This window comes from Haloarcula sp. MBLA0163, from assembly GCF_055632435.1.
The window spans coordinates 3303125-3319941 of sequence record NZ_CM145745.1; the positions used below are offsets into that span (position 1 = coordinate 3303125).

A 16817-nucleotide genomic window follows, 5' to 3' on the forward strand; every position below is an offset into this window, starting at 1 on the left:
ACCGCCCGGATTCGGTCGGAAAAAGCCTGCTCTCAGCGACTCGCCGCGGGGGCCCGCCGCCACGTCTCGCTGGCGTCGAGGTACGACTCGAAGTCGGTGGTCTCGATGCCGTAGGTCGATTCGAGCGCCGCGACGTCGACGTCGTAGCCCACGTCGTTGAACCACTGGAACATGTCGGCCATCTCGTCGCCGGCCATCTCGCGGTACGCCTCGACGTCGGCGTGGACGGGTTCCACGTCGTGCCCGAGGTGGTCGCCGAAGGCCGCGGCGAACGCCTCTACGGTGAGGTCGTCGCCCGCCAGCGTAATCGTCTCGCCGAGGAACCGGTCCGGGTGGTCGAGCGCGCGGACCACGGTCTGGCCGATGTCGTCGGCGTCGACGACGGCCAGCGAGACGCCCTCCGCGAGGGGCATCACGAGTCGGCCGTCCTCGATGTCCTCGCGCATCATGTACTCGAAGTTCTGCATGAAGAACACCGGGCGGACGACCGTCGCCGGGAGGCCGAGGTCGGCGATGCGCTGTTCGACCGCCCACTTCGACTCGAAGTGCTCGAGGCCGGTGTCCGCGTCGGCGCTCCCGACCGAGCTGTAGACGAAGTGCTCGACGCCCGCGTCGGCGGCCGCCTCCGCGACCGTGATACCCTGTTCGGTCTCGACCGCCGGGCCGTCCTCGAAGAACGTGGTCACGCAGTAGACGGCGTCGACCCCGTCGACCAGTTCGGCCATCCGGTCGGCGTCGGTCATCTCGCCCTCGACGACGGTGACGCCGCGCGATTCGAGGTCGCGGGCCGCGTCGCTCGACGCGTCGCGGGTCAGGCCGTGAATCTCCCAGTCGCCACCGCTGGCGAGGAGGTGGTCGACGACTGTGCCGCCCTGCGTGCCGGTCGCGCCTGTGACGAGAATAGTCTTCATAACGTATGAGTATACAACGGAGATATAGATAAAGCCGTATGGAGCCGTGCTACCTCGGTTCACGGCCGTCCCCGACAGCCAGCGTTCGTCGGCCGTCGCCGCCGCCATGGAAACGCCTTTGCCGTCCCGGTCCCGCCTGTCTGACGTGTCACGCCGAGCCGAGAGTGAGCTGACGGTGGCGGTCGACGAGGTGGTGCCCGACTTCGCCGACGCCTTCCCCTTCGAGCGGTTCAACGAGATGCAGTCGGCGGCGTTGCCCGCCCTGCTGAACCGCGAGGACAACGTCGTCGTCAGCGCGCCGACCGCCAGCGGCAAGACGGCGCTCGCGGAACTGGCCATCTGCAAGACGCTGGCCGAGGGGGGGACCGCGCTCTTTCTGGCCCCGCTCCGCGCGCTCACCAACGAGAAGGAGAGCGAGTGGGAGCGCTTCGAGGAGCTTGGCTACTCGGTGTACGTCGTCACCGGCGAGCGGGACCTCTCTCCCCGCCGGGCCGAACGCGCCGACATCCTCGTGATGACCCCCGAGAAGGCCGACTCCGCCACCCGCAAGCACGACACGGCCCGCTACTCGTTCATCACGGACGTCGACTGCTGTGTCATCGACGAGGTCCACCTGCTGGACTCCGAGCGCCGCGGCGCGGTGCTGGAGGTCACCGTCTCGCGGCTCCGACGCCTCTGTGGCCCGCGCGTCGTCGCGCTGTCGGCGACGATGCCCAACATCGACGACGTCGCCGACTGGCTGGACGCCCCCGACGACACGACGTTCGCCTTCGGCGACGACTACCGGCCGGTGCCGCTGAACGCCGACGTCAAGACCTACTCCCACGGCGAGAACGCCTTCGCCGACAAGTACCGGCGGCTCTACCGCGCGCTGGACCTGGCCGAACCGCACATCCGCGAGGAGGGGCAGGCCCTCGTCTTCGTCTCCTCGCGACAGGACACGGTGCAGGCCGCGAAGAAGGCCCGCGACGAGCTCACCGAGCGCGACATCCCGATGGGCGCACGCGGGGACTACGACTTCCACACCGACGCCGCCGACCTCCAGAACGACACGCTCCGCCAGTCGGTGCTGGACGGGGTCGGATTCCACCACGCCGGCCTCGCACGCGAGGACAAGAACCGCGTCGAGCAGTGGTTCAAGGAGGGGAAGATACAGCTCCTGTTCTCGACGTCGACGCTGGCGTGGGGCGTGAACCTCCCCGCCCGGTGTGTCGTCATCCGCGACACGAAGCTCCACGACCCCCTGGAGGGCGAGGTGGACATGAGTCCGCTGGACGTCCTCCAGATGCTCGGCCGGGCGGGCCGGCCGGGCTACGACGACATGGGCTACGCGTGGGTGGTCTGTGACCGCTCGGACGCCGACAAGTACCGTCGCCTCCTGCGGGACGGCAAGGAGATAGAGTCCCGGCTGGCCGCGGAACTGGACGCCCACCTCAACGCCGAGATAGCACTGGGGACGATTCGCGACGTCGACGACGTGATGGACTGGCTCGGGACCACGTTCTACTACGCCCGGGCGCAGTCGGCCCCCGACGAGTACGACGCCGGGAGCGACCTCCGCGAACGGGTGAGCTCCACGCTCTCGGAGCTGGTCGCCGACGGCTTCGTCGAACAGGACGGCCTCCGCGTCGAGTCGACGCGACTCGGCCAGCTCGCCTCGAAGTTCTACCTCCGACTGGACACCGCCCGCCGGTTCGCCGACCTCGCGGAGCGCTGTGAGGCCGCCGCCGAAGACGGGGACGCCGACGCCGTCGACGCCGACGACCTCCTGACGACCGTCGCGGGCGCGACCGAGTTCGACAGCGTCAGCGCCCGCTCGGACGAGCAGGACGCGGTCCACGCCGTCGTCGGTGACGGCGCGCCCGACCACCTCGACGCGGGCCAGCGGAAGGTGCTCGCCATCCTCCGGTCCGGCATGACCGGGACGACACCCACCGAGCTCAAGAGCGACGCGTGGGTCATCCGCCAGAACGCGCTCCGCCTGCTCGCGGCCCTGCGGGAGTTCCTCGACAACCTCGCGCCCGCCCGGTTCGCCAACCTCGCCTGCCGTGTCGAGGCCCGGGTCGAACACGGCATCAGCGCCGACGCGGTGGGTCTGACCGCCATCGACGGCGTCGGGTCGGGACGGGCGAAGCAACTCGCCGCCGCCGGCCTCTCGACGCCGTCCGACGTGGTCCGGGCGGGCGCCTCGGCCCTCGTCTCGGCCGGGCTCTCGGAGGGCGTCGCCGAACAGGTCGCCTCGAACGCGCGCGACCTCCCGGTGGTCGTCGTCGACTGGGGCGAGTTCCCCGAGAGCGTCGCCACCGGCGACCACGAGATGTGCGAGGTGACGGTGGCGAACAACGCCGGCGGCGCCCGTGCGGGCCTGCGCGTGACGGTCAACGGCCGCGAGATGACCGCGAAACCGGCGTATCTCGGCCAGACGACCCTGCCGGTCGCCGTCTTCGGCGCCGACGCCGACGAACTGGAGTACACCGTCGAGGTGTCGTACCCCGACCTCCCGCTCCCGCCGGTGACGTCCTCCCGGACGGTCGACGTCCGCTGACCGGGCGGACGAACGCCGCCGGCGGATAAACTCCTCAGAGCGCTTTGTAAAACTTCTAACCCGCTCTCGAAACGTCTGGACGCCTCTGAAAACGACGATGAAACCGGATGAAACCGGGCAGGAAGCGTGTAACCTCGCGAATTGTCCGTAAGTATCTGGCGTTTATATGGGGGTATGGGTCCTGCAGTAGCGTGAGGAGGAAACGTATGTCCAGTGTCTCGCCCTTCCAGTCCCCGACCGAAGCGCTCCCCGACAGGAGTACCGACTTTCGAACGCTCGCCTTCCGACCCGTGCAGTTCCTCGGGTTCTGGACCGCGGTTCTGGCACCGCTGGCGTACCCGGTGCTCCTGCTGAGTGGTCTGGACGGACAGACGCTGCTCGTCCTCCTCACGGGCGCCTTCCTCGCGAACCTCCTCGGCCTCGTCCTCGGCCGTGGCTACCGCGCGGACGCCTGACGCCGCCCCGCAGGTCCCTCCGACCCGGTCGGTCCCCGCTCTCTCCTCGCTGACTCACTCGCCGAGCAACAGCGCCCGCAGGTCGCCGGCGTCGTCGGCCAGATGGTGGGTCATCGAGAGGTCCGTCGCGTCGCCGTCGCCGCGGAAGCCGACGGTGGTCATACCCGCGCGCACGGCCGCCCGGGCGCCCGCAGTGGAGTCCTCGACGGCCCAGCACTCCTCGGGGTCGACGCCCAGCTCCGCCGCGCCGCGCTCGTAGATGCCGGGGTCCGGCTTACCCGGCCCGTCGATGTCCTGTGCGCTCACCGCCGCGTCGAAGTGACCCAGCAGGTCGAACCGCTCGTCGATGACGTCTATCCAGTCCCACGGCGCCGAGGTGGTGAGCGCGAGGGCGACGCCGGCCGCGGCGAGGTCGTCGAGCAGGGCGTGGGCGCCCTCCAGAAACGTCGCGTGGTCCCGGTAGATGCGCTCGCCGGCCTCCTCGAACAGGCGTTCGTACTTCTCGCGGGAGACCGCCACGTCGTACTCGGCGGCGATTTCGGGGTAGACCTCGGTGTAGTCGCGACCGGTGATGGCCGACAGCGGGATGTCGTCGTCCGGTGCGACGGTCGGGAGGATGTGGTCGCGCTGGATGCTCACCCAGTGGTCCTCGGACATGACGAGGACGCCGTCCATGTCGAAGCAGATAGCTGTCGGTAGGGCACTCATTGTCCACCCTCAATCGCCCGAGGGATTTGCCTGTTGCGGCCGCCTCACGTACAGCGGACGCTCTCCTCGTAGATCCGCTCGGTGACGACGCGTATCTCCAGTTCCATCCGTCCCTCGTCACACCAGTTGAACCCGTACGAGCGTATCTGCTCGCCGCTTGGGGCCACGAGCGAGAACACCCTCGTGTCCGGCGCGAGTCCGGTGAACGCACCCTCCCGTCGCTCGCCGCTCGTGACGGTCAGCTCCCGCCGGACGACCCCCTCACCCAGCGGCCGGAGTCCGACCGCCCCGTCGATGGCGTCGCTGGGGAGTTCCCCGATATCGGTCGCCTCGACGGTCCGGGTGGAGCCGTCGGCGTAGGTGAACTCGAACCCGGTCACGCCGTTGGGCGTCGCCGCCAGCACGACGTCGTGCGGGCCGCCGTCGACGTTCTCGACGGTGTAGGGGATGTCCTCGGGCGTCGGTGTCTCGTTGTCCGTACCCGTACACCCCGCCAGCGCCGCCGTCCCGACCGCGGTCAACACCGTCCGACGTGAGAGGTCCATGCCCCACCCACCCGTGCCGCGGGCAAAACCCTTGTTCCGAGCCGAGCTTTCATATACCGAGACGGAACCACCCCGGGCTATGCACGACGGAACGCGCGTGATGGCCGGTGAGTGTACGACCGTCTTCGAGGGGTCCCGCGAGCGCGAACAGCGCGGCGACGTACTGGTGGTGGTCAAGCCCGACAACACCGTCCTGGTCCACGACGCCGCGGGCTACCAGCCGGTGGCGTGGCTCACCCGCGCGGAGAGCGTCGCCGTCGAGGACGGCGTCGTGACCGCACGCGACGGCGAGGAGCTGCTCCGCGTGGTCGCCCACGAGGAACACGGCAGCGCCAGGTTCCCGGCCTCCCACGCCGGCGTTCCGGTTGCCGACTGTCCCGACTGTGTCGGGACGCTCGTCCGCGCACGCGGGAGCGTTTCCTGTACCGACTGCGGCTCGGCGTACGGCCTGCCCTCGAACGCCACCGTCACGGGCGGCCGTTGTGACGACTGTGGCCTCCCGACGATGCGCGTCGAGCGCGGCGAGGCCTTCGAACTCTGTCTCGACCGCGACTGCCAGTCGCTGGACGACCGTGTGCGCGCCGCCTTCGACCGCGCGTGGGACTGCCCCGACTGCGACGGCGACCTGCGGATCATCCGCCGGGGCGGCCTGCTGGCCGGCTGTGAGCACTACCCCGACTGCGACACCGGGTTCTCGGTCCCGTCGGGCGTCCTCGTCGACGAGTGCTCCTGCGGCCTCCCGGTGTTCGAGACGGCCGGCGGCCGGCGGTGTCTGGACAGCACCTGCGAGGCGGAGGTGGTCGGCACGCCGTGACGTCGCCCCGGACGACTGCGAGCCCCAACCCACAGAGGATTTGTCCACGCACGAACCACCCAGAGCCATGGACCTCACACTCGACGGCGACGTCGTCCGGGCCGGGGGCCGCGCCCGGGAGCGGTTCTACGACTCGCGGGGGTACGGCCGCGCACGGAACGGCGACCTCGACCTCGCGCCGGTGGAGGCGGCCCACCTCCTCTATCGGGGCGACGTCGAGGCCGTCGACGGGCTGGCCTTCCGCGAACTGCTCGGGTCGTCGGCCGTCTCGATGGCCGACTTCCTCGTCTACAGGGACCTGCGGGACAGGGGCTTCTACCTCACGCCCGCCCGCGAGGGGTGGGTCGACGACCCCGACGGCGTGGACTTCGTGGTCTACCCCCGCGGGCAGGGGCCGTGGGACGACGCGGTCGCCTACCGGGTGCGCGTCGTCGGGGAACGGGACGACGTGCCGGCGTCGTCGCTCGGCGACTGCGTGCTGGCCGTCGTCGACGAGGAGAGCGAGATAACGTACCTCGAGACGGCGACCCGCGAGGTGGGCGGGACCAGCGACGCGCGCGTCCCGGCGGTCGACGGCGAACTGCTCACCGAGCGCGTCGTCTGCTGGGACCCGCCCAGCGAGGTGTACGAACGGGCGTTCTACGGCCAGCGTCTCGACGAGGACGCGGTCCAGCTGTCCCTGGTCGAGGCCGCGTACCTCGCTCGGACGGGCGACCTGCGAGTCGAGGGCGGGCCCGACGCCGTCGCCGAACGCGGCCGCGAGGTGGAGGGCGAGCGGTTTGACCGCCGTCTGACCGTCTACGCGGCCCTGCGCGACGCGGGCGTCGTCCCGAAGACCGGGTTCAAGTTCGGTGCGGACTTCCGGACCTACGCCGACGTCGAGAGCGTCGAGAACCTCGGGCACTCGGAACTGCTCGTGCGGGCGCTGCCGGCCGCCCACCGGTTCGAACCGCGGGACCTCGCGCTGGACGTCAGACTGGCCCACGGCGTCCGGAAGACGATGGTGTTCGCGCTGGTCGGCGACGGCGTCGCGTGGGTCGAAGTACGGCGGCTCACGCCCTGAGCGGCGGGCGGTCGACCGACCCATGGCGACCCGAAGCGAACCCTTTTTGCGCCGACCGGAGCCAACGATGACGTACGCAGCCATCCGACCATGACCGACAGCGACTCCCCCCACGACGACGCATCGCCCGACGAGGACCGCCGCCAGTCGGGAGACTCGTGGCGGGAGTCGGCCGCCCTCCGCGCCGACGGTGGTGAACCGAGCGAAGCGAGGCGAGTCTCGTCGGAGCTCCGCTCCGACGGCGGAACGGACGCCGCCGGCGCCGACGAGGTCAGACTCGACCCGTGGGGCTCCTCGACCATCGCGGACTACCGCAAGCTGTTCGAGCAGTTCGGTATCGAGGAGTTCGACGACGTGCTGCCCGAGGTGCCCAACCCCCACTACCTGATGCGCCGGGGCGTCATCTTCGGCCACCGGGACTACGGGCCGGTCGCCGAGGCGATGCGCGAGGGCGAGGAGTTCGCCGCCCTCTCGGGGTTCATGCCGACCGGCGACCCCCACATCGGCCACAAGATGGTGTTCGACGAGATAATCTGGCACCAGGAGCAGGGCGCCGACGCCTACGGCCTCATCGCGGACCTCGAGGCCCACGCCGCCCGCGGCCTGACCTGGGAGGAGATAGACGACCACGCCCGCAGTTACGTCCTCTCCTTGCTCGCGCTCGGCTTCGACCCCGAGGAGGGCGAACTGTACCGCCAGTCCGAGAACCGAGAACTGCAGGACCTCGCCTTCGAACTCGGCGCGGAGGCCAACGCCTCGGAGCTGCAGGCCATCTACGACTTCGACGGCGAGACGAACATCTCCTACATGCAGTCGGTCGTCACCCAGATGGCCGACATCCTCTACCCGCAACTGGACGAGCCGAAACCGACCGTGATTCCGGTCGGCCCGGACCAGGACCCCCACATGCGGCTCGCCCGGGACCTCGCGGCGCGGATGCGCTACTTCGGCGTGACGGAGGCGTTCGCCAGTTTCGAACTGGCAGACGAGGACGAGCGCGCCCTGCTCAAGTGGTTCTACACCGAGGTCGAGCGGGCCATCGAGGACGGTATCGGGATGGAGAGCCACGGCGCTCAGGGCGAGGTCGGGCACACGAACTGCAAGCAGGCCGCGACGCTGCTCGCCGCTCTCGCCGACCCGGTGCTCTCCGAGTCGATGGACGGCAACCTGCCCGAGCGGGTCGACCCCGAGGAGCTGGCCGCGGTGGACAACGCCGACCTGTCGACGGAGTCGTGGACACAGATACTCGATGCGCTGGTGCCCTTCCAGCGACTCCCGCCCGCGACGGTCACCGAAGCGACGTTCGAATCGCTGACCGACAAACTGTCGTCCGGTGGCCGCGAACCGCTCCGCCGCCGGACGCGCTTCCTCGACCGCAACGCCACCGACGCGGCCTTCGAGGCGCTCATCGAGGCCGTCTCCGGCGAGAAGCGCGTCTACGACGAACACATCGACGCCTTCGAGATGGACCACGCCGAGGCCGAGGAACTCGCCCGCGAGGTGGAACTGGACAACGGCGGCTACGGCTTCCTGCCGCCGTCCTCCATCTACCACCGGTTCATGACCGGCCTCACCGGCGGCAAGATGTCCTCGTCGGTGCCGGCCTCCCACATCTCCCTGCTCGACGACCCCGAGGACGGCTACGACAAGGTGAAGTCGGCGACGACCGGCGGCCGCGCCACCGCCGAGGAACAGCGAGAGAAGGGCGGGAAGGCCGACGAGTGCCCCGTCTACGAACTGTACGCCTACCTCCTGTCGGGCGACGACGACGAGTTCGCCACCGAGGTGTACGAGGAGTGTGTCGGCGGCGAGCGACTCTGTGGCGGGTGCAAGGAACAGGCCGCCGAACTGATGGCGGAGTTCCTCGAGGACCACCAGGAGAAGCGCGCCGAGTGGGCGGAGAAACTCGACGAGCTGGACATCGACCTCGACTCGCACCGAAAACGGTCGTGAACAGTTTGTAGGTCGACACAAACCGTCCTCGTGGCGGAGCGGCCCGCTCGTCGGCGGCTTTCGGTCGGCTTACAACCGCGGTAAGGCTCGCTTCTGTCGACGGCCGACCGTGAACGATACTCCGCCGTTTTACTGTCGGTGTTCTAACTATTGGCTGCCATGCAGCGACGGGAGTACCTCCAGTACACCGGTGCAACGCTCGGCGGTGCCGCCCTCGCCGGCGGCGTGGCGTCCGAGGCGACGGCCATCCCGCTTCCCCTCGGGGACCTCCCCGACGGACCGACGGCCGTCGCGTGGGGCGACGCCGACGACGACGGCCGCGACGAGGTCGCGGTCGCCCTCCGGACCGACGACGGCCCGCGGTTCTGGGTGCTCGACGACGAGGACGCGGAGTTCGAGGTGCTGTTCTCCGGCGGCGACGAGTGGGGCGACGGCGCGTTCGCGACGGCGCTGGCCTTCGGGGACTACGACGACGACGGGGCCGACGAACTCGCGGTCGGTCGGCGGGCCGGCGGGAACGCCCGCTTCTTCGTCTACGACGACGCCGACGAGGACTTCGACCGACTGCTCGCGGCGGGCCGCAACTGGGGCAGCGACGCCGACACGACGGCGCTGGCGGCCGGTGACTTCGACGACGACGGCGTGGACGAACTCGCCGTGGGCCGCTCGGCCAGAACCAACGCCCGCTTCTTCGTCGTCGACTACGAGGACGAGGACGTCCTGCTCCGCGGCGGCCGGAACTGGGGGCGGGGCATCGCGACCTCGGCGCTGGCGGCCGGCGACATCGACGAGGACGGGGTCGACGAACTCGCGGTCGGTCGGCGGGCCGGCGGCAACGCCCGCTTCTTCGTCCACGACGACGCCGACGAGGACTTCGACGTGCTGTTCCGCGGCGGCCGCGAGTGGGGGTCCGACAGCTATCCGACCGACCTCGCCTTCGGGGACGTGGACGACGACGGCTACGAGGAACTGGGCGTCACCCGGCGAGCCCGGTCGAACGCCCGCTTCTTCGTCTTCGAGGACGTCGACGCCGACTTCGAACGCATCCTCGCGGCGGGCCGCAACTGGGGCCGGAACGCCTACGCCACCGGCATCGACTTCGGGGACGTGGACGACGACGGCTACGAGGAACTCGTGGTCACCCGCAAGGCGGAGTCGAACGCCCGTTACTTCGTCCACGAGGACGAGGACGCGGACTTCGAGTTGCTGTTCACCGACGGCGACGAGTGGGACGAGGACGGCTACGCCATCGACGCCGCACTGGGCGACATGGACGGCGACGACTTCACCGAACTCGCGGTGGCACGCACCGGACAGGGGCCCCGCGCCATCCTCCGGGAGGACGAGGGCGTCGACTTCGAGTTCCGCGGCTTCTTCCTGTTCCCGGTGTAGCGTCGTCGCACGCCCCCTCTCGGGGGCCGGTGACACAACGCTTTTAGCGCCGTATCACGACCGCTCACACATGGCACCCGAGTCCCACCGTGCCGGCGCCGCTCGCCAGCCAGCCCGCGCTCCGGGGTTCGGGTTCTTCTTCGCCGCCGCCTGACGGGTGGTGGACTTCGGACGCGTCGAGGGACGCGGCCGGACGAAACTGCCCGCCGAGCGAGGGGACGCGTCGACCCTCGCGGAAAGTGAGAACCGTTAACTGAGCGACCCGCGCTATTCCCCGACAACGACCGAGACACCCGTATGAAACGACCACAGGCACAGGTGGCCGTCCTACAGGCCGCCGACGCACAGGAGGACAGACGAATCGACGAGGTGGCCGCGGAGGCCGACCTCAAACCCGAGGCGGCCACCCGGGCGGCCTTCGAACTCGAAGCCGACGGCCTCCTGGCCGTCACCGAGGAGACGCTCGAACACTACGACCTGACCGAGGAGGGCGACCGCTACGTCCGCGAGAGCCTCCCCGAGCAGGACCTCTACGAGGCCGCCCTCGACGCGGGGGCCGACGAGGGACCGGTCCAGATGGGACAGGTCATCGGGGCCTCCGGCCTCGAAGGCGGGGCCGTCGACATCGCGCTCTCGAACTTCGCCCGGAAGGGGTACGGCCGGATAGACAGCGGCGAGATAACCGCCGACCCCGACGCGGCACCCGGCAAGGACCCGGAGATGCACGCGCTGGAAGCCGTCGCCGACGGCCGGGCCGAGGACGCCGACGCCGACGCGCTCGACCAACTCGAACGCCGCGGCCTGCTGGAAACGAGCGAGGAGACGGTCCGCTCGGTCCGGCTGACCGACGACGGCGTCACCGCGCTGATGGAGGGCGTCGAGGCCGCCGAGACGGTCGACCAACTCACCCCCGAGCTGCTCACGAGCGGCGAGTGGGAGGACGTGGAGTTCACCGAGTACAACGTCGAGGCGGACGCCGAGGACGCCCCCCACGGGAAAGAGCACATCCTCCGCCAGACGGCCAACCGCGTGAAGGACACGCTCGTCGGCATGGGCTTCCAGGAGATGGAGGGCCCGCACGTCGACGCCCAGTTCTGGATCAACGACTGCCTGTTCATGCCACAGGACCACCCCGCGCGGACCCACTGGGACCAGTTCGCGCTCTCCCGGCCGGACGAGATCAGGGACCTCCCCGAGGACCTCGTCGAGCGGGTGCGCTCGGCCCATCTGGAGGGCGTCGGCCCCGACGGCGAGGGCTACCACTCGCCGTGGGAGGAGGAGGTCGCCCGCGGGCTGGACCTCCGGGGACACACAACCTCGCTGTCGATGCGCTACCTCTCGGGCCACGAGGTCGGCGAACTGGAGCCGCCCCAGCGGTTCTTCAGCGTCGAGAAGGTGTACCGCAACGACACGCTGGACCCGACGCACCTGCTGGAGTTCTTCCAGATAGAGGGCTGGGTGATGGCCGAGGACCTCTCGGTCCGGGACCTGATGGGGACGTTCACGGAGTTCTACGAGCAGTTCGGCATCACCGACCTGGAGTTCAAACCGCACTACAACCCCTACACCGAACCGAGCTTCGAACTGTTCGGGACCCACCCCGAGACCGGTGAGGTCGTCGAGGTCGGGAACTCCGGTATCTTCCGCGACGAGGTGCTGGACCCGCTGGGCGTCGACTGCGACGTGATGGCGTGGGGCCTCTCGCTCGAACGACTACTCATGCTCATGTACGGCTTCGAGGACATCCGCGACGTGCACGGGACGCTGTGTGACCTGGAACTGCTGCGGGAGACGGAGGTGATGCGCTGATGCCCGTCGTCGACGTCGACCCCGACGAACTGCGCCACCTCACCGGTCACGAGGAGAAGGACGACGAGGAACTCAAGTCGGACCTGTTCGACCTCGGCCTGGAGTTCGAGGGCCGCACCGAGGACGACGAGTTCCAGCTGGAGTTCGCCCCCGACCGCCTCGACCGCCTCTCTGTCGAGGGCGTCGCCCGGTCGCTGCGCTACCACTACGGCGACGACCGCGGCGTCTACGTCCCGACGACGAACAGCGCCGAGTGGACCATCGAGGTCGAGGACCAACCCGAGGCGCGCCCGTACGTCACCGGCGCCGTTGTCCGCGGGCTCGACATGAGCGAGGACGCGCTGGAGTCCCTGATTCAGGTACAGGAGAAACTCCACGCGACGATGGGTCGCAAGCGCGCGAAGGGTGCCATCGGCGTCCACGACCTGACGATGCTGAAAGGCGAGGCCGCCACGGACGGCACCGGCAAGTCCATCACCTACACGAGCGCCGACCCCGACGAGGCGACGTTCGTGCCGCTGGACGCCGACCAGGAGATGACCCCCAACGAGGTCATCGCCGAGCACGAGACCGGCCAGACCTACGGCGACCTCGTGGCCGACTTCGACCGCGTGCCGGCCATCTACGACGCCATCGGGCTGTTCTCGTTCCCGCCGGTCATCAACGGCCGCCGGACCGAGGTCTCCGAGGACTCGCGGGACCTGTTCATCGAGATGACGGGGACCGACCAGTGGACCATCGACCGGATGTGCAACATCGTCTGCTACGCGCTCGAGGCCCGCGGCGGCAAGGTCGAACGCGTCGAGGTGCAGTACGCCGACGACGCGCCCGGCGAGTACGCCGGCCGGACGCTGGAGCGACCGGACTTCGAGGTGCGGACGAAGACGGTCACGCTCGACCGCATCGAGGGCATCCTCGGCGTCGACCTCGACCCGCGCGAGGTCGTCGACTACGCCGAGCGCGCCGGCCTGGACGCCACCGAGACGCGGAGCGAGGACGGCGTCGCCTTCGAGGTGGAGGTCCCGCCCTACCGCGTCGACGTCATCCACCCGCTGGACGTCATCGACGACATCGGGCGCGCGCTCGGGTTCAACAGCCTCGAACCGACCTACCCGGACGTCTCGACGGTCGGCGGCCGCCACGAGCGGTCCCGACTCGAGGACGCCGCCCGCGACACCCTCGTCGGCCTCGGTTTCGAGGACCTGTTGAACTTCCACATGACCAACGAGACGGAGAACTTCGACCGGATGAACGTCGCCCCCGACGACGACTGCGTGGGCGCCGCGGACCCGGTCACCATCCAGGAGCCCTACAGCGAGGACTACACCATCCTTCGCACGTGGGCACTCCCGTCGCTCATGATGGTCCTGGAGAACAACACCCATCGGCGCTACCCGCAGGACCTCGCGGAGATCGGCCTCGCGGCGTGGCTCGACGACACCGAGAACACGGGCGCCGCGGAACACCGCACCGTCGCCGGCGTTCTCGCCCGGACCGACGCCTCCTACGAGGACGCGAAGGCCCGTCTGCAGGCCATCGCCGAGGCGTTCGACAAGGACCTCCGGACGCCGGCGACGACCCACCCCTCGTTCATCGGCGGCCGGGCCGCCGAGGTGGTACTGGACGGGGACTCGGTCGGCGTCGTCGGCGAGGTGCACCCGAGTGTGCTCGTCGAACACGACCTGGAACTGCCCGTTGCGGCCTTCGAGTTCCGGCTCGACGCTCTAGAGTAGGCCGTTCACTTCCATCTCTCTGCCTACCGGTCGCTCGGGTAGACGTACTCCACGTCGCTCGGCTGTTCGTCTACTTCGCCCGTCTCGACGACGATGGTCGAGGAGAGCTTGTTGAACAGTCGGAGCCCCTCCTTCTCGTAGGCGAGCCAGCCGACGAGCAGGTCCAGCGGGAGCAAGAACGCCTTCCCGAAGCTCTCGATGGCCGCGGTCCCGTAGTCGATGGGGTCTCCGCGCTCGTCGGTCACTGCGATGTCCAGCACCATCTTGCCGGCGGACTGTCCCTGATAGCCTTCCAGCGCCGTCCAGTAGAGGAAGAGCGCGAGGCCGTTCAGGCCAGCGAAGGGCGTCGTCAGCGAGAGGCTGCCGGTCAGGACTGCGAAGACGCCCGCGACCTCGCCGAGGCCGGCGAGGACGGCACCGACGAGTATCACGTCGACGAGCCACGCGAGAAATCTGTCGTCCCAGGAGGCGATGTGGAGGGTTCGAGGGGCGTCGGCCATGCACCGGCTTCAGCCACCCGCCACTTCAACGTTCGCTACAGGTCGGCACCGACGGCCGCTTCGACGCTGTCGAAGCCGTCCGCCTCCAGCAGGTCGAGCAGGCCCCGGTTGATCTCTCGGGCGGTCGACGGGCCGTTGTAGACGAGCCCGGTGTACAGCTGGACGAGGGAGGCGCCGGCGCGTATCTTCCGGTAGGCCCCTTCGGCGCTGGAGACGCCGCCGACACCGACCACCGGCACGTCCACTCGCTCTGCGACGAAGCGGACCATCCGCGTCGACTGGCCCTCGATGGGCTTGCCGGAGAGGCCGCCCTGCTCGCTGGCGTTGGGCGAGCGGAGACTGGCCGGCCGCTCCGTCGAGGTGTTGGTCGCGACGACGCCGTCGAGGTCCAGTTCGGTCACGAGGTCGAGCGTGTCCTCGACGGCGGGTTCGGGCAGGTCGGGCGAGAGCTTCACGAGCAGCGGTGACGCACCGGCGTCTCGCAGTTCCGAGAAGATGGCCGTCATCGCGTCGCGGTTCTGGAGTTCCTCGAACCCCTGTGAGTTCGGACAGGAGACGTTGACGACGAAGAAGTCCCCGCCCTCGGCGACCCGTTCGTACGTGTAGCGGTAGTCCGCGGGGGCGCCGTCGGTGTCGACGTGTTCGCTCTTGGCGATGTTGACGCCCACCGGGACCGGTGTGTCCGTCGACGCGAGGCGTTCGCCGACGACGTCCGCGCCGTCGTTGTTCAGCCCCATGCGGTTGATGATGCCCTCGTCCTCGCGGAGCCTGAACATCCGGGGCCGGGCGTTGCCGGTCTGTGGCTCGGCGGTGACGCCGCCGACCTCGACGAACCCGAAGCCCAACGCCGCGAGCACCGACGGGATGGTCGCGTTCTTGTCGAACCCCGCGGCGACGCCGACGGGGTTGTCGAACGTCTGGCCGAAGGCCTCGACCGCCAGCCGGTCGTCCGAGACGGTGTACTGCCGCGCCATAACGTCGGCCAGTGGCGTCCCCTGTACGGCTTCGAGCAGCGTGTGGACGCCGTTGTTAGCTGTCTCTGCTGGCAGCGAGAACAGTGCCGGTTTCGCGATATCGTAGAGTCTCATGAGCGTTCTCGAACCCCCTCCCGGTGGCGCCGTGGCACCGACGGTGGGTCGTTAGAAGTCGTGTTCGACCTCTTCGGGGTCGGCCTTCTGGATGATGATCTTGTTGTCCCGCACCCGCACGAACACCTCGTCGCCGATCTCCATCCCGGCGACGGCGAGTTCGTCCTCGTGGATGTTGATATGTACGTTGTGGTACTCGCCGTCTTCGTCCTTGGCGCCACTCGGGCTGAGCTTCTTTTTTCGCACCATCGCGCTATCCTATTCCGTGCATCGCCGTAGGATACACTTAAGTCTACCGTGCCGCTCGTCGGCAGACGGCGCCTGTTCGGGGTGCGCGCGCGCCATCACGGGCGCTATTCGGCCCGATTTTGACGTGTATTCCGGTCGATATCTGTCGGAACCGCTCCTAGTATATAAACATACCCCGGGACGGAAGCCGGATTGGGGGGTATATTTATAATGTGCCATGTGCTGAATTGACATGGAGCGGTGAAAACCATGGCACGCGACAGTGACAAGCGCAACTTTGCGCTCCGTGAGGATGGTGACGAATCGAGCGTCTTCTCAGGCGGGACCCCCCGACAGGCTGCGTTGAAGGCAGCCCGACGGCTCGACCCGGCCGATAGCGAAGACGACGCCGACCGACAGGAGATACGACTCCGGGAGAAAGGGACTCACAAGGTCCATATCTACGAGGCATGGGCGTGGGTCGAAGAGGCTCCCGACGACAAACCGGACTGGATGCCAGGCGACATCACCAAAGGGAACGTCTCGAAACAGGGTGTCGAGCACCTCGACGACATCTGAGTCGCCGACCAGCACGGGATTTTTCCGGCCCGACTCGTCCCCAGTCACAACGCTCTCCGGGGTCGGCGGGTGCGCCCGCGGTGTCGCTGGTGTTCTCCCCCGACCGGTGCTCCCACGCATGTCCCTCTCTCACTCGTGTAACCGCCTGACGTAGCGGCCGTGGTTCGACGAGGTTAAGTGTGACACTCCCATCGACTTCGATGTGAACTCGGTACGGGGCGACGCGCCCCTGTCAGGCCGACTCTCGACGACCACTCACATGCAACAACGGGTCCGGACGCGAGGCGACACACGCTCGCCTCGTGCGGTTCGGCACGTCCGGACTCCGACGCAGTTAAGTGGTAGAGGGCGTTCGGAATGAACGCGACCGAGGCCTGGCCGGGGCCGACGAAACCCGGCCGAACTGGACCGCGGCGAGGTCACTCGCCATCGTAACTCGAAGCCTTTAAGATGGCTTCGAGACAACATACAGGTCCGGAGAAATGAGGATTCCA

15 protein-coding genes are annotated in these 16817 nt (G+C 68.8%); 9 read left to right on the forward strand and 6 right to left on the reverse strand.

Going from position 1 to position 16817, the window contains the following annotated elements; genetic code table 11:
* Positions 1-32: 32 nt before the first annotated feature.
* Entirely contained in the window at positions 33-911 is an 879-nt protein-coding gene (locus ACV7GQ_RS17640; protein WP_470311507.1) for an NmrA/HSCARG family protein, read from the reverse strand.
* A gap of 175 nt (positions 912-1086) precedes the next feature.
* Here ACV7GQ_RS17640 and ACV7GQ_RS17645 point away from each other — a divergent pair, with 175 nt between their 5' ends.
* A complete protein-coding gene (locus tag ACV7GQ_RS17645; RefSeq protein WP_470313182.1) occupies positions 1087-3456 on the forward strand; it encodes a DEAD/DEAH box helicase in 2370 nt (789 codons plus the stop codon).
* A gap of 107 nt (positions 3457-3563) precedes the next feature.
* Entirely contained in the window at positions 3564-3911 is a 348-nt protein-coding gene (locus ACV7GQ_RS17650) for a DUF8028 family protein (protein WP_470311508.1), read from the forward strand.
* A gap of 54 nt (positions 3912-3965) precedes the next feature.
* Here the strand turns inward: ACV7GQ_RS17650 and ACV7GQ_RS17655 are convergent, their stop codons facing one another.
* Positions 3966-4619 carry an HAD family hydrolase gene (locus tag ACV7GQ_RS17655; RefSeq protein ID WP_470311509.1) on the reverse strand — a complete coding sequence of 218 codons (654 nt, stop codon included), beginning with the start codon at positions 4617-4619 and terminating at the stop codon, positions 3966-3968.
* Positions 4620-4663: 44 nt separating this feature from the next.
* Positions 4664-5164 (reverse strand): hypothetical protein, encoded by a 501-nt coding sequence (locus ACV7GQ_RS17660; protein WP_470311510.1) that lies wholly within the window; start codon positions 5162-5164, stop codon positions 4664-4666.
* 79 nt (positions 5165-5243) lie between these two features.
* On the opposite strand from ACV7GQ_RS17660, the gene ACV7GQ_RS17665 reads away from it, so the two are divergent.
* The 6 genes from ACV7GQ_RS17665 (at position 5244) to pheT (ending at position 13928) form a co-directional block, all read left to right on the forward strand.
* Positions 5244-5978, forward strand: coding sequence for a PDDEXK family nuclease (locus ACV7GQ_RS17665; RefSeq protein WP_470311511.1), 735 nt, complete (start codon positions 5244-5246; stop codon positions 5976-5978).
* A 67-nt stretch (positions 5979-6045) separates the two neighbouring features.
* On the forward strand, positions 6046-7041 hold the full coding sequence (endA, locus tag ACV7GQ_RS17670; RefSeq protein ID WP_470311512.1) for a tRNA-intron lyase: 996 nt from the start codon (positions 6046-6048) through the stop codon (positions 7039-7041).
* A 90-nt stretch (positions 7042-7131) separates the two neighbouring features.
* A complete protein-coding gene (locus tag ACV7GQ_RS17675) occupies positions 7132-8994 on the forward strand; it encodes a tryptophan--tRNA ligase (protein WP_470311513.1) in 1863 nt (620 codons plus the stop codon).
* 159 nt (positions 8995-9153) lie between these two features.
* On the forward strand, positions 9154-10386 hold the full coding sequence (locus tag ACV7GQ_RS17680) for a hypothetical protein (protein ID WP_470311514.1): 1233 nt from the start codon (positions 9154-9156) through the stop codon (positions 10384-10386).
* A gap of 297 nt (positions 10387-10683) precedes the next feature.
* A complete protein-coding gene (gene pheS / locus ACV7GQ_RS17685; protein ID WP_470311515.1) occupies positions 10684-12195 on the forward strand; it encodes a phenylalanine--tRNA ligase subunit alpha in 1512 nt (503 codons plus the stop codon).
* Positions 12195-13928, forward strand: coding sequence for a phenylalanine--tRNA ligase subunit beta (gene pheT, locus ACV7GQ_RS17690; protein ID WP_470311516.1), 1734 nt, complete (start codon positions 12195-12197; stop codon positions 13926-13928). The genes pheS and pheT overlap by 1 nt, the downstream gene beginning before the upstream one ends.
* A gap of 23 nt (positions 13929-13951) precedes the next feature.
* Here pheT and ACV7GQ_RS17695 read toward each other — a convergent pair whose 3' ends face one another.
* The 3 genes from ACV7GQ_RS17695 to ACV7GQ_RS17705 are packed head-to-tail and all read right to left on the reverse strand — an operon-like array spanning position 13952 to position 15765.
* Positions 13952-14428, reverse strand: a complete 477-nt coding sequence (locus ACV7GQ_RS17695; RefSeq protein ID WP_470311517.1) for an RDD family protein — start codon at positions 14426-14428, stop codon at positions 13952-13954.
* Positions 14429-14463: 35 nt separating this feature from the next.
* The gene (locus tag ACV7GQ_RS17700; protein ID WP_470311518.1) at positions 14464-15516 is read right to left on the reverse strand and encodes a quinone-dependent dihydroorotate dehydrogenase; all 1053 of its coding nucleotides are present in this window, start codon (positions 15514-15516) and stop codon (positions 14464-14466) included.
* A 51-nt stretch (positions 15517-15567) separates the two neighbouring features.
* Entirely contained in the window at positions 15568-15765 is a 198-nt protein-coding gene (locus ACV7GQ_RS17705) for a hypothetical protein (protein WP_004516407.1), read from the reverse strand.
* A 249-nt stretch (positions 15766-16014) separates the two neighbouring features.
* Between ACV7GQ_RS17705 and ACV7GQ_RS17710 the strand changes: the two genes are divergently transcribed.
* A complete protein-coding gene (locus tag ACV7GQ_RS17710) occupies positions 16015-16323 on the forward strand; it encodes a non-histone chromosomal MC1 family protein (protein WP_166966927.1) in 309 nt (102 codons plus the stop codon).
* Positions 16324-16817 lie beyond the last annotated feature (494 nt).